Consider the following 16,808-nt stretch of genomic DNA (forward strand, 5'->3'; position numbering starts at 1 on the left):
GCTCGTTGACAGTTTTAAACAACAATGTAATTTTTTAAACCACCCTTTAACTTCCCCTTAATCAGAGCAATTTAAAATGGTAGGTAACAATCTATTTTTCTTGTATTTCAATCTAACCCAGATTCTTATCTCCACGATTTAGCTTTCTTACAAATACCTCAGCAAAATAAAGGTCCTGATTACTATAAGAAAACCGCTATCTAGGAAATTTTTTGTTTTTTACCTATTCATGTAAAAAATAATTATTGAATTCATAACCGTTATCTCGATCGGATCTTAAAAGATACCTTTACAACAACCGAAACTTCCATTACCGCACGTTGGGACACTCCCCCAGTTTGAGTAGACTTGTGGCCAAACTAGGAGAAGGAGAAGACGTTATGCGATATCTTGTTTCAATGGTGCTCTTGTGTTCTCTCGCAGGTTTCAGTTATGCAGATGACCGCATGACGCGCCTCCCATCCAACGCTGAACCCGTGCAGATTCTCGGCAAGACTTATTATCAAAGTGGTAATAATTTCTATGCCTTTAACGAGCAGGGCCGCTATTTCTACAGAGTACAGCCCCCCACCCGTATTCGTAGCTATGAGAATCCCCGGGATATGTATATCCGCGGTTCACAACCCCGCCCCCAAACTTGGGGTCTGACTAGAGACCAGGTAGAAGGCTGTATGAATGCCGCTGCAGATATGGCAAATGCTAACCCTGCGGTAGGTGGTAAGATTTATATTCGCGAATATAACCGCTGTATCAGTAACTTGCGCTAGCCATTGTGGCTATATTTACTGCTACAAGGGGCCTTCGGGCCCCTTTCTCAATTTTTGTTTTTTTACAGTTACTCAACTAGTAAGTCTTTCAACACACTTAAGCTTTCAATCCTCTAATTTTAGAGCTGTGAAATATGCTAGCCGCTATTATCAGGTCTTATGGCAATCCCATCGAAATGGCAGAGATGCCTAAACCCTCACCGGATAAAAATAGTATTTTAGTAAAGGTTCAATCGGCCAGTATCAACCCCCTCGATAACTGGGCAATATCAGGGGCTTTACAAAATGTAATGCCTGTAAAAATGCCGCATATTGTCGGGTACGATGTTACTGGGAAAGTAGTAGAAATTGGCAGCGCTGTCAGAAATTTTAAAATTGGCGATCTGATATTTGCACGCCCCGATACAAATCAAGCGGGTACGATTGCCGAATACACTTCAATCAAAGCAATGGACGCAGCTATCCGCCCCAGCAATCTTTCCAACAATGAGTGTGCCGCTTTCCCTCTCGTGGGTTTAACAGCCTGGCAATCTCTCGTTGAAGTGGGAAAGTTACAGAAAGGACAAAAAGTCCTTATTCATGCCGGCTCTGGCGGAGTCGGTACTATCGCTATTCAAATTGCCAAATATATAGGCGCCTTCGTAGCCACAACCACCAGTGATGCCAACTTTACATTAGTCAAACGGCTCGGTGCCGACACTGTTATCAATTATAAAACCGAAAAATTTGAGGAATTACTCGAGGATTATGACCTTGTACTCGACTCTTTAGGCGGAGAAGTATTAGAAAGGTCTGCCAAAGTTCTTAACAAACATGGTCTATTAGTATCAGTCTCCGTCAAAGCTAAAGGGTCATATACCTTAATTGAAAAGATGAGGCAGCGTCTCCAACTAGTCTATTCATGGCCAAGTGGCACTACTCTCGCAGAACTTGCTTCATTACTTGAGAAAGGATTTTTGAAACCGGTTATTGATAGAGTCTACCCCATACATGAAACTCAAGCCGCACTCGACTACCTAAATAAGGGAAGAGCCAAAGGTAAAATAGTTATTGATGTGTTGCAGGGTAAATAAACGATAGTATAGGATTTCAACCTAGACTCAAAAAAACTGGAGCCCTAGTGAAACGGATATTTCTATTTTTGGGTACCCTGATTTCTGCCGCCAGTTATGCACAAAATATAACTTTGGCCGAAGCTGCTCTGGAGCGAACCTATCATAAGGTACGCTACGATCCTGCTTATGTGTCTATCCCCTATCCAAATGGAGATGTGCCGGCTGATACCGGTGTTTGTACCGATGTAGTGATTCGATCATATAGGAAGCTGGGGATCGATTTGCAAAAAGAAGTTCACGAGGATATATCGGGTCATTTTCAAGCCTACCCGTCTAAACGCATTTGGGGACTTTCCAGGCCAGATAAAAATATTGATCACCGGCGAGTACCCAATCTACAGGCTTTTTTTACTCGCAAAGGGCTATCACTCTCAATAAGTGACAAGGCAGAGGATTATCTACCCGGGGACATCGTTACCTGGATGCTGCCCGGTAATTTACCGCATATCGGTATTGTGACTGCGAAACGCTCTCAAAAAACCAACCGGTACTTGGTCGCACACAATATCGGGGCTGGACCCGTGCTGGAAGATATATTGTTTTCCTTTAAAATTACTGGGCATTACCGATACAACGCCAGCCAAGCAACCGAAAAGATTGAGTAGCGAAAAAACTACGCTATTGCCAAGCGATTACGGCCTTTCTTTGACCGGGATATGGAGAAACATTTCCGCTGTCGGGCTGGTAACCTGATATCTGGGTGGGTACAGCTCAAAGTCTGGCCTCTCAATATAGTCGTAATTGGACTTTGGCAACCAGCTTCCCCAAATATACTTCAATGTCTGTTCCAGGGTGGTAATAGATCCGCGGTGAACAAATTTTGCATATAGCTGCTCCGGTAGTTCCCGCGCCACCATTCCCTCGGGTACCTGAGTCAGGTCGGCAACCGGCGCGCAGCAGACATACTTAAACTGAATTTCATCACCCGCTTCCTCATAACATTCATAGATACCAAAAGATTCATCGCTGATACGATTGGAGATTTTATCCCTGTAGGGCCGAAATGCAGACCAGAGCTTTGGCAAGCTGAGATTTTCATGGTCGTATTCCTGCGCTACCCCCACCAATTGCATCGCTGGCCGCGAAATAATTTGTGGCTCCATGGACAACTCATTTTGCAAGAAGTGCAGCATATGAGGGCTAAATTGATCCTTATACAACAACCGAAAAGGATCCTGCTGCTTTCGATACTGTGCCGGGGTTACGTTAAATAAAGCTTTAAACGCGCGAGTAAACGCTTCTTGGGAGTCAAATTGGCACTCCATGGCAAGCTCAAGAATACCAATATCTTCACTCAACAACCTCTTTGCGGCGACGGTCAATCGGCGCTTACGCAAATACTCTTTCGGTGAGTCCCCCACTAATGCCTTAAAAATACGGCTGAAGTGGTAGGTGGAGTAATGAGAGGCAGCAGCAATTTCGTGAACAGAAATTTTGTCATATAGATGCTGCTCTACGAAGTTAATACTTTTAAAAAATCTCTGCATGAGAGGCTCCTTTACTGCCAGTCTACGTTGGGACGGTGAAATTTTCGAACAATACCTTCCCGGTTTAGTATGCCTTTAAATTAAATTCGCTCACTAGTGATAAAAAAGCGTAAATGGGCAAATGCTTTGTCCCTCAAAGGAATAATAGCCTGGTAGGCTGGATCATTAAAGAATGCATAGATCGCCTCCCGATCCGGAAAAGATACCACAACAAATGCCCTTGGTGACCGCCCCCCGTCCAGGGCCTCTTCCACATCATAAGAAGCAATAGGCACCCCCCCATACTGTTGCATTAATTGCGGTGCCAGACCACTATACTGCTGAAGAGCCTGCAATTCCTGTAAGTTTGGTGAAGACTCTATATGTAAAAATACTGGTAACAAAGTAATAACCTCTTAAGTGTAAATAAATTTTAGTTGCTTAACTAAGAGCTTCTAATGACTAACTTTGAGAGGCTACTCGCCTATGCCAAAAAACCAGAAGTGGAACTATCGCAAGCTCAATAATCGTAGGGGGTAAGACCTGATCATCCACCAATCCAAATTCCAGAATATTGCTTAAGCGGCCCAGACCGCCAATAAAGAGGGATAAAGCCACGAAGTAAAACAATGCTTTATGTTTTTCGATATTGCTCAGGAAATACAGTAGAACCAATCCCTGGGCAAAGAAAACACCAAAGGCAAATCGATATTGATTATCCCCAAATCCTCTCAAGGGGCTATCCGGGCCAAAAATCATAGCACCACCACTCAGAGCTACACTGCCATTCAGCCCTCCAAATGCACTGATACCACCGGGTACAAAACAGATCACCGCTAGCGCTACCACTAACAATTGGAAAATTTTTCTTTCTATAGAACTCGCCTGATTCATAGTGTCACCTTAGTTTGCCGTATTTGGAGTGATGACCTAATCATATTGGCCAGTAAGGCCCTATTTTTGATATTTCTTGCGGTCTTGGTATCCCACTAAGACAGCAAGAAATATCAAAAGACGAGGCGCTTAACCGCTTATCTTTCTCTCCAACAGCCGGGTATATCCATATCCGGGCACCAGTTCCCAATATCCACAGAGACAGAAAGATGATTAAGAGTGTTTTGATTACCGGAGCGAATGCAGGCTTAGGCAGGGAATGCGCCAAGCAACTGGCGGAATACCAGCAGATTAACAAGATCTATCTCGGCTGCCGCAATCTGCACAAAGCCAAGGAAGCCCAAGCCGATCTGGTGTCGGAAACAGGCAGGAATATCTTCGAAGTATTGCTGATCGATGTCGCGGATCAACAATCCGTGAAAGAGGCAGTTAACAACCTGGACTCCCCGATTGATGCTTTGGTTATGAATGCTGGCGGTACCGGGGGGAAAGAGTTTTACGACAAGACCCCCGAGGGAGTCACACAAATTTTCGCCGTCAACCTGCTCGGGCATGCACTACTGACTAACGAGTTACTGAAAGCCAATAAATTAACCCAGACTGCTATCTACGCCGGCTCCGAAGCCGCTCGCGGTGTAAAAGAGATGGGTATGAAGCGACCAGACCTGAAAAGCGCCTCTGTGGGGGAGTTTATGCAGATCTGCGAAGGAGAGCTCTATGCCAGTACCAAAGACGCTACGGTACCCTATGGTCCGATAAAGTATATGGGCGCCCTATGGATGTCTTCCATGGCGCGGGAATTCCCCCATATCCGCTTCGTAACCATGAGCCCCGGGGCTACTGTAGGCACAGAGGGCTTCAATACACTGTCGTTATTCAAGCAATATATGATGAAGGGCATGATGCGGATTATGCTGCTATTGGGCAAAGTCCACAAAGTAGAAATAGGCGCCAAGCGCTATATCGATGCCCTGCTGGATACAACATCCTTCCGCACAGGTATTTTTTACGGCAGTGAACGTGGATTGACTGGACCTCTTGGTGAACAGCGGAAGCTTTTCCCGGACCTGGACAATCCTACCTATCAAGACAATGCCAAAACGGCGATCAATCGCTTTATCTAATGAAGGGTCCCAACAGGGAAGGGCCCTGTACACCCTTCCCTGCCCCCAAGTTAACGCCACCGATACCGCTTGTTTACCTATACTTGACTGTTAAATACTTACTGCTAAAAACAGCCAATGTTTCGGGTAATCTTTTCCCTGCTGTTGTTAATTCCCCTTGCCCTGACTGCTGCTGAAGATGTAGCTAAAGCAACTCCCCTGCGGCTGCTGGATCCAGCAACTGTGGATAAGTTCGTCAATGAACTGCCAATACCCGCAGAAATCCGCCCTCAGGGCTCAGCCTCGATTAAACTACCCGCCCGCCCCACTGAAGTTTGGATGGGGCTACGGGATAAGGAAGGCAAACGTTTAATGACAAAAGCCTGGGGTTTTGAATATGCAGGTCGCATCCACTCTCCTGGCCCTACTATTCGCGCCCGAGAAGGCCAACCGGTATTTGTACACTGGGCCAATGAGCTACCGGGTCCACATCTATTTCCTGTGGATCGATCCATTCACCTCGCCGACGTAAAAGATCCAAAAGCTGTACCTATGGTTATCCACCTTCACGGCGGGCATACAGAGTGGAAAAGTGACGGCAACCCCCTCGCTTGGTACACCCGCAATTATCGTGAGACGGGACCATTATTTGAGAAAAAGATTTACGAATACGACAACTCCCAGGATGCCGCCACTATCTGGTATCACGACCACACCCTGGGCATGACGCGCCTTAATGTTTACGCAGGTCTATTCGGTTTTTACCTGGTTGGCGATGACAATGAAGACCGTCTGATACAGGAGAAACTGCTCCCTGCAGAAGAGCGCACTTTTGTAGCCGCTATTACAGACAGCTTGTTTAGCTCCGATGGGCAGCTGTATTTTCCTGGCTGGAGGGACCAGCCTCCATCACCGGTTTCCCATGAGGTGGTTAAGGCCAATTGGCCCAATCCGTCCCATCTCGACGAATTTTTTGGCAATATTATTCTGGTAAACGGCATGACCTGGCCCAAAGTCAGTGTCACTCCACACGTCTATCGATTTCGGTTACTCAACGCATCTGATACCCGCACACTGATACTCAGGATCGACGAAAATACACCCTTTGTACAAGTCGGCGGTGACGGCGGATTTCTCGATTACCCTGTAAAATTGAACGAGTTGATATTGGCACCCGCAGAGCGAGCAGATGTTTTAGTAGATTTCAGTGGTTATGAAGAGCGTGAACTAACACTGCGGAACTTTGGGCCGGATGTCCCTTTTAAAGGATTTGTAGAGGCCAATGATCCAAAGAGTTCAATTCCACTTGTCTATAACCCGGATGGTAAACGCGTATTAAGCGATGGGCGCGGCGGCATCACACCAGCTACCGATCCAAATACTACAGGCCAGATCCTACAATTCCATATTGCTTCAACATCGATAAACACCCCTTCTAATAAACAGAAATCAGAGATTAAAAATACCACTGGAGATTTAAAACTCAGCCTAAATACTCCCTTGCGCGCCCCACTTAATAGGCTTAACCAAGCCAGTCGCACACGACAACTTGCCACCTATCGGTTGGATGATCCCTATGGCCGCAATCTGCTCATGTTAGGTCCAGTAAAGGAGGGCTCCCTATTTTTTGAAGACCCTACTACAGAAATAATCCAACACAACGCAGTTGAGATCTGGGAAATATACAACCCTACAGTATCGGCTCATCCAATCCATATTCATCTGGTGGAATTCCAGGTACTGGATCGCCAGCCTTTTAAAGGAAAACTTATTGCCAAGCAGCAGAAATTTATGCATACAGATAAGATATTTCAGGGTGCACGCCTGGAAATAGAATCTCTACAAGGGAAACCCCTTCCACCACAACCAGAAGAAAGCGGCCCCAAAGATACGGTCATCGCCCTTCCCGGCCAAGTAACACGGGTAATTGCGCGCTTTGATCGAGAAGGCCTCTATGTATGGCACTGTCATCTGCTCTCCCATGAGGATTACGATATGATGAGGCCGTTTAGGGTGTTGGCGCCAAAGCCAATAAACAACCAGTAATCTATTAACCTCTAATCTCAGATAAAGAGTAAACACCTAAAAACTAATCGATAAGCCGAACAATAAATAAGACAGCAAGAAAAAGAATAGAACCAAACAACATTATCAATGGTTACAATCATCCAAGAAAACCAACAATAACTCGGAATTGATCTGTACAAAATAAGTAATTACGATGAAAAAACTAATAATATTATTATTTTTTACACTGGCATCAGGGGCAATTGCCACTGAAATACCGGAATTAACAAAGGAAAAATTGAAGAAAAAAGCTGTCCTTATCAATGAGCTACAGAACAAAATGCTGATGAAGGGATCGACAGTCGAAGATATCGACAAACTATTTTCTCACTACACAGACGACTTTATCTATATTCATGAAGTTTATGGCGGCACCTACACCAGAGAGCACCTATACAACAACTCCATAAAGTATTTAAAGGAGGGAGAATATCAAATGACTGGCGCTAGATATAAAATTATATCAATCATCGCTGGTTACAAAGCAGTCTCACTTGAGCGGCAACAAACCTATCAAGGCGTTACCTCTAACCACTTAACAGTATTTGAATTTGAGGGTGATCAGATTTCTAGGATTATTGAATACTGGAAATAGGAATCTAATGAAATGTTTGATTATAGAGCTCTATACATGTCTCTAAATCTATCACTCTACATGTCGTTAATTTCTGTCAATAAAAATCAACAACCAAGAGGGGATATTATTTCTCTAAGCGGGAAGCTGAGCAGACGCTTAAGGATTGAAATTTAAGAATTAACTGAGAAGGGGTGAGGCAAAATATCTTAGAACAGGCAACCCTGTTTATTTTAGCTCTGACAAAAATGATTCTAAAATTATCTAAAAGGTTCTCTCCAGAAAAAACACTCTCTGGAGAGACCCCACTACTCACTCAGCAGGGCACCAAAGCCTTAGCCACACGGGAGTTAGTCTCCCGCCCCAGCTGTTCAGAAATAAAGTTCCCAGCCTCTGCCAGCAACTGTAAATCCACGCCGGTTTCAATACCCATGCCATTGAGCATATAAAGTACATCCTCACTGGCAACATTACCGGAAGCGCCACGGGCATAGGGGCAGCCGCCCAGGCCGGCTACGGCGGAATCTACTACTGCGACACCCATTTGTAAGGCCGCGTAGATATTGGCCAATGCCTGGCCGTAGGTATCGTGGAAATGCACCGCAAGTTTTTCCACAGGCACGCGGGTCATTACCTGCTCCAGCATACGCTTGGCGGATTCCGGGGTGCCGACACCGATGGTGTCGCCGAGGGAAATTTCGTAGCAACCCATTTCCAATAGAGCGGCACTAACTTCTGCCACTTTGGCCGGATCAATATCGCCTTCATAGGGGCAACCAAGTACGCAGGATACGTATCCGCGCACGGGTATACCGTCTTGCTTCGCTTTTTCCACCAGTGGACGGAAGCGCTCAAGACTCTCAGCAATACTGCAATTAATATTTTTCTGGGTGAAGGCTTCTGAGGCCGCGCCGAATACGGCGACTTCATCCGCTTTGGCTTCCACTGCGCGCTCATAGCCTTTTAAGTTTGGCGTGAGTGCGCTGTAGATAACACCGTCTTTACGCTGGATACCCGCCAGCACTTCCTCGCTGGCAGCCATTTGCGGTACCCACTTGGGGCTGACAAAACTGCCGGCTTCAATAACCGACAGCCCACTGGCACTGAGCTTATTCACCAGAGCGATACGGGTCTCCACAGAGATAGGCTGCTTTTCATTTTGCAGCCCATCGCGAGGGCCCACTTCGACGATTTTGACCTGTTTGGGCAAAGTCATTATTGCTCCTCCCCGGCAAAATCCACCAGCAGACTACCGCCATCCACTAATTCACCTTCAGCACAGAAGAACTGCTGCACGGTGCCGGCGGCTGGAGCCCGCAGGGTGTGTTCCATTTTCATGGCTTCCATTACCAGTAGCGGCTGGTCTTTTTCCACCGTAGAGCCGGGCTCAACCAGCAGCGAAATTATGGTGCCGTTCATAGGGGCATCCAGGCCGTGGGCCTGGTCATTGCTCTCGCCCATATCCGGTGGCAACAGCTTGAATTCCACCTGGGTGCCATCGATAAATACGGCACCGCCATCGCGGGTATCCACGGCGGAGAAACTCATGCGACGGCCATCCACCAACATCAAGTCCCGCCCTGGCAGAAGGCGAATCTCACCGCTGTTTTGTTCCTCAGGCAAGGCATCGCAAGTCCAGCGCAGGCTATCGCCCTCCGCAACAAAGCGAATTTGAGCGTGCTGGCCACGGTAGTCCACCGTCTGGGTACGACTGCCAGCCCGAGCATTGCGCCAGTTATCACCATTGTGCCAAGGAGAGAAAGGATCCCGCTGAGGTGCGCTATTGCGCAGATCGCGCTCTTCACGCTGCTGCAAATAACCGGCAATAGCAGCACATTTCAGCGGCGTCAGTGTCTGCTCCTGGTGCAGTACTTCCGCCTCGTAGTCCTCGATAAAGTGCGTCGAAATACAACCGCTGGCAAATGCCTGGTGATTGATCACTCGGCGCAGGAATTCAATATTGTGGCGCACACCGGCAATTTGATAATCACGCAGTGCGCGATCCAATTTGGCCAGGGCTTCTTTGCGGGTGCGGCCGTGGCAGATTAATTTGGCGATCATCGGGTCGTAATGCACGCTGATTTCATCGCCGGTCTGCACACCGGTATCCACTCGCACACCCTCGCCTTCCGCCGGGGGCTGGTGGCGCACCAACACGCCCGTTGCCGGCAGAAAATCATTGTCCGGGTCTTCGGCGTAGATCCGCACTTCCATGGCGTGGCCGTTGATCTGCAGCTCATTCTGGCTCATGGGCAGGGTATCGCCAGCGGCAACTGACAGCTGCCAGGCCACCAGGTCCTGGTCGGTGATCATTTCCGTCACCGGGTGCTCCACCTGCAGGCGGGTATTCATTTCCATAAAGTAGAAGGCACCGCTGGCATCCAGCAGAAATTCCACCGTGCCGGCCCCCACGTAACCAATCGCGTGGGCCGCGCGCAGGGCCGCTTCACCCATGCGGGCGCGCAGCTCCGGAGTCATGCCCGGTGCGGGAGCTTCTTCCACTACTTTTTGGTGGCGGCGCTGCACCGAGCAATCCCGTTCAAACAGGTAGACGCCATTGCCCTGCTGATCACAAAACACCTGGATTTCCACATGGCGGGGACTCACCACATAGCGCTCTAGCAACATAATGTCGTCGCCAAAGGCATTCATGGCCTCACGCTTGGCAGCGGCCAGAGCTTCGTGGAATTCATCGGCACTGTCGACACGGCGCATGCCCTTACCACCGCCGCCGGCAGCAGCTTTCAGCAATACCGGGTAACCGATACGATTGGCATGGCCTTCCAACAGCTCTTCATTTTGATTGGTGCCGTGGTAACCGGGCACCAGGGGCACATTGGCCCCTTCCATAATACGCTTGGCTGCGGACTTGGAGCCCATCGCCTCAATCGCGCCGGTGGGTGGGCCGACAAAAATAATGCCGTTGCTATCGCAGGCGCGGCAAAACTCCGCGTTTTCCGACAGGAAGCCATAACCCGGATGGATGGCATCGGCACCAGTCTGCTTGGCAGCACCCAATACTTTGTCGATATCCAGATACGAATCCCTGGCCGGGGCCGGACCCAGGTGCACCGCTTCGTCCGCCATCTGCACATGCAGAGCGTCGGCATCCGCATCGGAATAAACGGCGACAGTGGCCACCCCCAGGCGGCGCGCGGTCTTGATAATGCGACAGGCAATTTCGCCGCGATTAGCTATTAACAGTTTGCGAATCATAAAAATTACCCTTCGCTACCATTCATCCAACTGGGTGCACGCTTTTCCAAAAATGCACTCAACCCTTCCTGTCCTTCCGGCGACACACGCACGGCAGCGATCAGCGCGCTGGTCTGGCCCTGCAATTCATCGTTGATAACCCGGTTGGACATGGACATAGCCAGTTGCTTAGCCATGGCGACTGCCTTGGGGCCATTGTCGGCAATGGCATTCACTAATTTCTGCACATGCAGGTCCAGATCGGCCTCGGCACAGACTTCGGATACCAAACCGATCTGTTCCGCGCGTTCAGCGGGGAAACGTTCCGCTGTGACAAAGTAACGACGCGCATGGCGAGTGCCGATAGCATTGATGACATAGGGACTGATGGTGGCGGGCAGCAACCCGATTTTGACTTCGGACAAACAGAAGCTGGCGCGCTCAGAGGCCACGGCCATATCGCAGCAGCTCACCAGGCCCACGGCCCCGCCAAAAGCGGCGCCCTGTACTCGCGCAATGGTGGGCGCAGGAAAAGTGTCGAGCTTGTACAGCATGGCAGCGAGCGCAGCTGCGTCGCGGCGGTTTTCCTCTTCTGAATAAGTCGCCATGCGCTTCATCCAGTTGAGGTCGGCTCCGGCAGAAAAGCTCTTGCCATTGGAGGCTAGTACCAACACACGTACAGCGGGGTTTTGCGCCAGGGTGTCAAAGGTGGTGGCCAGCTCGTGGATCAGTTCATCATCAAAAGCGTTGTGGATTTCCGGCCGGTTCAGGGTGACCGTGGCCACGCCCTCGCTATCCACTTCGCACAGCAATTTATCGCTCATTGTAATTCCTCGATTGGGGCGTCTATCAAAAGCGGCACCGGAACATTTCGCTGGCGCCGCAACCACGGTTCCTTACATGCGGAACACGCCGAACTTGGTCTCTTCCGGTTCCTTGTGGCTGGCCGCCGCCAGGCACAGACCGAGCACGCGGCGAGTATCCGCCGGATCGATAACGCCGTCATCCCACAAGCGCGCGGAGGCGTAGTATGGGTGCCCCTGGTGTTCGTAGTTATCCACAATCGGCTGCTTAAACTGGCGCTCTTCCTCTTCGCTCCAGGATTCCCCTCGGGCGGCCATCTGGTCGCGCTTCACCTGGGCCAATACGCCAGCAGCCTGTTCCCCTCCCATCACCGAGATGCGCGCATTGGGCCACATAAACAGGAAGTTGGGATCGTAGGCGCGGCCACACATACCGTAGTTACCGGCGCCGAAAGAGCCGCCGATAAGGATGGTAATTTTGGGCACCTTGGCGGTAGCGACAGCGGTCACCATCTTGGCGCCGTGTTTGGCGATGCCGCCCGCCTCGTACTGTTTGCCCACCATGAAACCAGTGATATTTTGCAGGAAAACCAATGGAATCTTGCGCTGCGCGCACAACTCAATAAAGTGCGCGCCCTTCTGCGCACTCTCCGCAAACAGGATGCCGTTATTGGCAACAATTCCCACCGGGTAGCCCTGGATACGGGCAAAACCGGTTACCAGGGTGGTGCCGTACAACGCTTTAAATTCATCGAACTCAGATCCGTCCACAACCCGCGCGATAATCTCGCGCACGTCAAACGGCTGGCGCGAATCTTTGGGCACCACGCCGTAAATGTCTTCCGGTGGATAAATCGGCTCCACTGGCTTTTGGATATCCAGGCCGGGATTTTTGATACGATTCAGGCACGCTACAGAGCGGCGCGCCAACTGCAACGCATGTACATCGTTATTGGCGTAGTGATCGGAAACCCCGGAAGTGCGACAGTGCACCTCGGCACCGCCGAGTTCCTCCGCGGAGACTTCTTCACCGGTGGCCGCTTTCACCAGGGGCGGGCCCGCCAGGAAGATGGTGGCCTGCTCTTTCACCATAATGGATTCGTCTGCCATGGCCGGCACATAGGCTCCACCGGCGGTGCAGCTCCCCATAACCACCGCGATCTGCGGAATATTCTGTGCAGAGAGATTGGCTTGGTTAAAGAAGATGCGACCGAAGTGCTCTCGGTCTGGGAAAACGTCGTCCTGGCGCGGCAAATTGGCACCACCGGAATCCACCAGGTAAATGCACGGCAGATTGTTCTGTTCGGCGATGGTCTGCGCACGCAGGTGTTTTTTTACTGTGAGGGGATAATAGGTTCCACCTTTTACAGTGGCATCGTTGGCCACTATCACACAGGGCTGACCGGAGACGGTGCCGATGCCGGTAATAATGCCCGCGGCCGGGACATCTTCACCATAAACCTCGTGAGCGGCCAGCTGGGAAAATTCCATAAAAGGACTACCCGGATCGAGCAGCGCATCGATACGGTCCCGTGGCAATAATTTTCCTCGCGCCAGGTGTTTTTCCCTTGCGCGCTCGCCGCCGCCCTGGGCGATGGCTTCCACTTTCTCGCGCAGGTCTGCCACCAGCGCCTGCATCTGCTCGCGGTTTTCGCCAAAGGCGGCATCGCGCGTGTTTATTTTGCTCTGCAACTGATTCATAAAGTCCGATTCACTTTCCCGGAGAAAAGACCTCCACAGGGCGCAGCTTATTGCCGCAGTGCCCGGCTGGAGACAGCTGCCGCCGACAGGCGTCGGCGGCGAGAAGAAATGCCCAGCCTTAGCGGGTCTCTTTAAACAGCTCGCGACCAATCAGCATACGGCGCACTTCAGAAGTGCCCGCGCCGATTTCGTAGAGCTTGGCATCGCGCAACAGGCGACCGGTGGCGTACTCGTTGATATAGCCATTGCCGCCCAAGGTCTGAATGGCCTGCAGGGCCATCTGGGTTGCGCGCTCCGCAGTAAACAGGATTACTGCGGCGGCGTCCTTGCGCGAGTCCTCACCGCGATCACAAGCCCGGGCCACAGCGTACAGGTAAGAGCGGCTGGCATTCAGGTCAGCGTACATATCGGCGATCTTACCCTGCATCAGCTGGAACTCACCGATGGCCTTGCCGAACTGCTTGCGCTCGTGAATATAGGGAACCACCACATCCAGGCAGGCCTGCATAATACCGACAGGGCCTCCGGAGAGAATCGTGCGCTCGTAGTCGAGACCGCTCATCAATACGCGTACACCGCCGTTCAGTTCACCGAGGATATTTTCTTCCGGCACTTCACAGTCTTCGAACACCAGCTCACAGGTGTTGGAACCGCGCATGCCCAGCTTGTCGAGCTTTTGCGCCTGGGAGAAGCCGGCGAAACCGCGCTCAACGATAAATGCAGTGATACCACCGGAGCTGATGCCCGGCTCAGTGCGAGCGTAGATCACGTAGATATCGGCATCGGGACCGTTGGTGATCCACATTTTATTGCCGTTCAAAATAAAGCGATCACCGCGCTTCTCGGCGCGCAGTTGCAGACTTACCACGTCGGAACCGGAGTTGGGTTCACTCATGGCCAAGGCGCCTACATGTTCACCGGAACACAGCTTGGGCAGGTACTTGAGCTTCTGCTCGCGGGTACCATTTTTACGGATCTGGTTTACGCACAGGTTGGAGTGGGCACCGTAGGACAAGCCCACAGAAGCAGAGGCGCGGGAAATCTCTTCCATGGCCACAGCGTGTGCCAGGTAACCCATATTGGAACCGCCGAACTCCTCTTCCACGGTCATGCCCAGCAGACCCAGCTCGCCAAACTTTTTCCACATGTCCGCTGGAAACAGGTTGTCTTCATCGATCTGCGCCGCGCGCGGGGCCAGCTCCGCCTGGCAGAACTTGTAAACCATGTCACGGAGCATATCGATGTCTTCACCGAGACCGAAATTCAGGGTTGGGTAGGAGGTGTTCATAACGGCTCCACTGATATTTAAAAATGTCTTTAATTCAAATAACCGCCTTGGCGGCTGTTCAATACCACATGAGGCAACTGCGCCACTCTTGGCACAGTGCCGAAATCTGTTTAGGAAACGCTGCTGTCATCGCTTTGCGCCAGGGACTCACGGGCCCTGGATTCAGCTTCATCCAGCTCTTCCATGAGGCTTTCGATATCCCGCAGTTGCTGTTGTAACTGCAGTCGCTTTTGCGCGATGCGCTCCAATAGACGGTGCAACTGCTCTACATTGCCGTGGGCCGGGTCGTACATATCGATAATTTCGCGGCTCTCATCCAGGGAGAATCCCAGCCGCTTTCCGCGCAGGATCAGCTTTAGGCGCACACGCTCTTCGGGACTATAGACACGAGTCTGGCCGCGACGCTCCGGATTGAGCAGGCCCTTGTCCTCATAGAAGCGGATGGCGCGAGTAGTGATATCGAACTCCCGCGCCAGCTCGGAAATGCTGTAACTATGGGGCTCCATTTGGCTAGCTTCTGCTTTCATAACGACTTCCTCAAGATGCCATCAAGCCTAGCAAGAGTTTACGTTAACGTAAACGTAAAGCACGCGCCAAAAAAGAACCCTAAGGCACTTCCAGTCACTTAGCCCACGGGGGTCCTGTGGGGAGTAGACTCAGCGCCGAGCAGCTGTTGAAGCTGATTGTTGAGAAGTTTTTGATAGGAAGGGGTTAGGCCGGTCACCTCCAATGCCCAACCGGCACCGTGGTGCTCAATTCGCCCCACCAGGGAACTGTCTTCAAGAAGCTCTGGGTGCAAAAACAAGCCGCGGGACTGGTTGAGTAGCTGATCGGCACAGAAATCCGGACTCTGTGGCTGGGATGGGACTACCGCCAGAGCCAGCTTCAAACCGGTCGCACGGCTAACGCTCTGCATCTCCCGCAGCAATAAACCACAGCAGACTGCGCGGAAGGCCGCATCAGTTCCAGTGAAATCCAGGCCGATCTGTGGCCCGGCGCAACTCAGGGGGGTGGCACCGTATATGCGCTGCAGCAAACGCATGCGTCCATCTAGCTCCCGCTGCAAACCCTCCAGGGCACTGCGACTTAACTGGTTGCCCAACTGCGCCCAGTTAAGGGGGCGAAGATAAAGCCCAACGCTGGGCTCGGTAACTTCAGCTACAGCTTGAGCAGACTCAGTAACTTGTGCGGGCAATTTGCGCTCCCGGGACAAGCTACCGGTAAGCAGGGCCGCAGCTGCACTAAATGGCAGGGCAAAAACGAGGGTCAGCAACAAGCTGGCCCAAGGGAAGGTAACGGAATTACCAGGCTCAAACGCTACGGTAATATTGCCGGCAATACTATCGTGCAGGACCACTGGCTCGGTGATCGTCTCCCCCTCTTTCAGGTCCCCCACTTCGGCCAGGGAATTCGATTCCACATCCTCAATTAAAATGCCGGAAACCATTGGAAGCTCCAGCAGTTGGCGAGCGATCAGCTGTAAGCTGATACGATCCCCGGCCACAATACTCTCCAGGCTCTGCCCCGCGAGAATAGTCGCAGCCGCCTTTGCAGTAATTCTGTCTCGCTCTATCTGACCATCGCGCTGCTGACCATAAAAATGCCCCAGTGCCGCCGCACAGAATATTGCCAGTGTCACCCAGATAACCAGTGCCAATAGGCGCTGACGGGCGCGTTTGGACAACTGTGCTAATTGAGCCGGTATTTTGCGAAGAATAGATACAATGGAAACTGACATAAACGGCGGCAGACATCTTGCGTATTGTTTTTTTACTATTGCCCCAGCTGTTTTGGAGCAGCGAGCATTTTAACGGTAGGCACCAAAATTGTGCATA

At 50.9% G+C, this 16,808-nt stretch carries 16 protein-coding genes; 6 read left to right on the forward strand and 10 right to left on the reverse strand.

The annotated features are described in order from the left end of the window. The first annotated feature begins 380 nt into the window (after positions 1-380). The 3 genes from ACJJI6_RS14955 (at position 381) to ACJJI6_RS14965 (ending at position 2,487) form a co-directional block, all read left to right on the forward strand. Positions 381-767 (forward strand): hypothetical protein, encoded by a 387-nt coding sequence (locus ACJJI6_RS14955; RefSeq protein ID WP_444940161.1) that lies wholly within the window; start codon positions 381-383, stop codon positions 765-767. A gap of 134 nt (positions 768-901) precedes the next feature. After that, positions 902-1,840, forward strand: a complete 939-nt coding sequence (locus ACJJI6_RS14960) for an NADP-dependent oxidoreductase (RefSeq protein WP_444959200.1) — start codon at positions 902-904, stop codon at positions 1,838-1,840. Positions 1,841-1,887: 47 nt separating this feature from the next. Next, positions 1,888-2,487 carry a DUF1287 domain-containing protein gene (locus ACJJI6_RS14965; RefSeq protein ID WP_475711044.1) on the forward strand — a complete coding sequence of 200 codons (600 nt, stop codon included), beginning with the start codon at positions 1,888-1,890 and terminating at the stop codon, positions 2,485-2,487. A 27-nt stretch (positions 2,488-2,514) separates the two neighbouring features. Here the strand turns inward: ACJJI6_RS14965 and ACJJI6_RS14970 are convergent, their stop codons facing one another. From ACJJI6_RS14970 to ACJJI6_RS14980, 3 genes are all read right to left on the reverse strand, one after another. Beyond that, on the reverse strand, positions 2,515-3,369 hold the full coding sequence (locus ACJJI6_RS14970; protein ID WP_475711046.1) for an AraC family transcriptional regulator: 855 nt from the start codon (positions 3,367-3,369) through the stop codon (positions 2,515-2,517). A gap of 80 nt (positions 3,370-3,449) precedes the next feature. Then, positions 3,450-3,752, reverse strand: coding sequence for a DUF1330 domain-containing protein (locus tag ACJJI6_RS14975; RefSeq protein ID WP_444940163.1), 303 nt, complete (start codon positions 3,750-3,752; stop codon positions 3,450-3,452). Between the two features lie 58 nt (positions 3,753-3,810). Continuing rightward, positions 3,811-4,242: a DUF4345 domain-containing protein gene (locus ACJJI6_RS14980; RefSeq protein ID WP_475711048.1), complete on the reverse strand. Its 432-nt coding sequence runs from the start codon at positions 4,240-4,242 to the stop codon at positions 3,811-3,813. Positions 4,243-4,451: 209 nt separating this feature from the next. Between ACJJI6_RS14980 and ACJJI6_RS14985 the strand changes: the two genes are divergently transcribed. The 3 genes from ACJJI6_RS14985 (at position 4,452) to ACJJI6_RS14995 (ending at position 8,007) form a co-directional block, all read left to right on the forward strand. Next, a complete protein-coding gene (locus tag ACJJI6_RS14985; protein ID WP_444959196.1) occupies positions 4,452-5,366 on the forward strand; it encodes an SDR family NAD(P)-dependent oxidoreductase in 915 nt (304 codons plus the stop codon). 117 nt (positions 5,367-5,483) lie between these two features. Next, a complete protein-coding gene (locus ACJJI6_RS14990) occupies positions 5,484-7,391 on the forward strand; it encodes a multicopper oxidase family protein (protein ID WP_475711050.1) in 1,908 nt (635 codons plus the stop codon). Positions 7,392-7,566: 175 nt separating this feature from the next. Then, positions 7,567-8,007, forward strand: coding sequence for a nuclear transport factor 2-like protein (locus ACJJI6_RS14995; protein WP_475711052.1), 441 nt, complete (start codon positions 7,567-7,569; stop codon positions 8,005-8,007). 295 nt (positions 8,008-8,302) lie between these two features. On the opposite strand, the gene ACJJI6_RS15000 is transcribed toward ACJJI6_RS14995, so the two are convergent. From ACJJI6_RS15000 to ACJJI6_RS15030, 7 genes are all read right to left on the reverse strand, one after another. Then, positions 8,303-9,202 carry a hydroxymethylglutaryl-CoA lyase gene (locus ACJJI6_RS15000; RefSeq protein ID WP_475711053.1) on the reverse strand — a complete coding sequence of 300 codons (900 nt, stop codon included), beginning with the start codon at positions 9,200-9,202 and terminating at the stop codon, positions 8,303-8,305. After that, positions 9,202-11,202, reverse strand: coding sequence for an acetyl/propionyl/methylcrotonyl-CoA carboxylase subunit alpha (locus ACJJI6_RS15005; RefSeq protein ID WP_475711055.1), 2,001 nt, complete (start codon positions 11,200-11,202; stop codon positions 9,202-9,204). The genes ACJJI6_RS15000 and ACJJI6_RS15005 overlap by 1 nt, the downstream gene beginning before the upstream one ends. A 5-nt stretch (positions 11,203-11,207) precedes the next feature. Continuing rightward, positions 11,208-12,005 (reverse strand): enoyl-CoA hydratase/isomerase family protein, encoded by a 798-nt coding sequence (locus ACJJI6_RS15010; protein WP_282934596.1) that lies wholly within the window; start codon positions 12,003-12,005, stop codon positions 11,208-11,210. 72 nt (positions 12,006-12,077) lie between these two features. Further along, complete coding sequence (locus ACJJI6_RS15015; RefSeq protein ID WP_475713461.1) at positions 12,078-13,685, reverse strand: carboxyl transferase domain-containing protein; 1,608 nt, start codon at positions 13,683-13,685, stop codon at positions 12,078-12,080. A 118-nt stretch (positions 13,686-13,803) separates the two neighbouring features. Next, positions 13,804-14,973 (reverse strand): isovaleryl-CoA dehydrogenase, encoded by a 1,170-nt coding sequence (locus ACJJI6_RS15020; RefSeq protein ID WP_475711056.1) that lies wholly within the window; start codon positions 14,971-14,973, stop codon positions 13,804-13,806. Positions 14,974-15,083: 110 nt separating this feature from the next. Further along, entirely contained in the window at positions 15,084-15,500 is a 417-nt protein-coding gene (locus tag ACJJI6_RS15025; protein ID WP_444911985.1) for a MerR family transcriptional regulator, read from the reverse strand. A 98-nt stretch (positions 15,501-15,598) separates the two neighbouring features. Then, positions 15,599-16,711, reverse strand: coding sequence for a hypothetical protein (locus ACJJI6_RS15030; protein WP_475711057.1), 1,113 nt, complete (start codon positions 16,709-16,711; stop codon positions 15,599-15,601). Positions 16,712-16,808: the final 97 nt, after the last annotated feature.

This window comes from Microbulbifer maximicatervae (SeqCode), assembly GCF_056232625.1.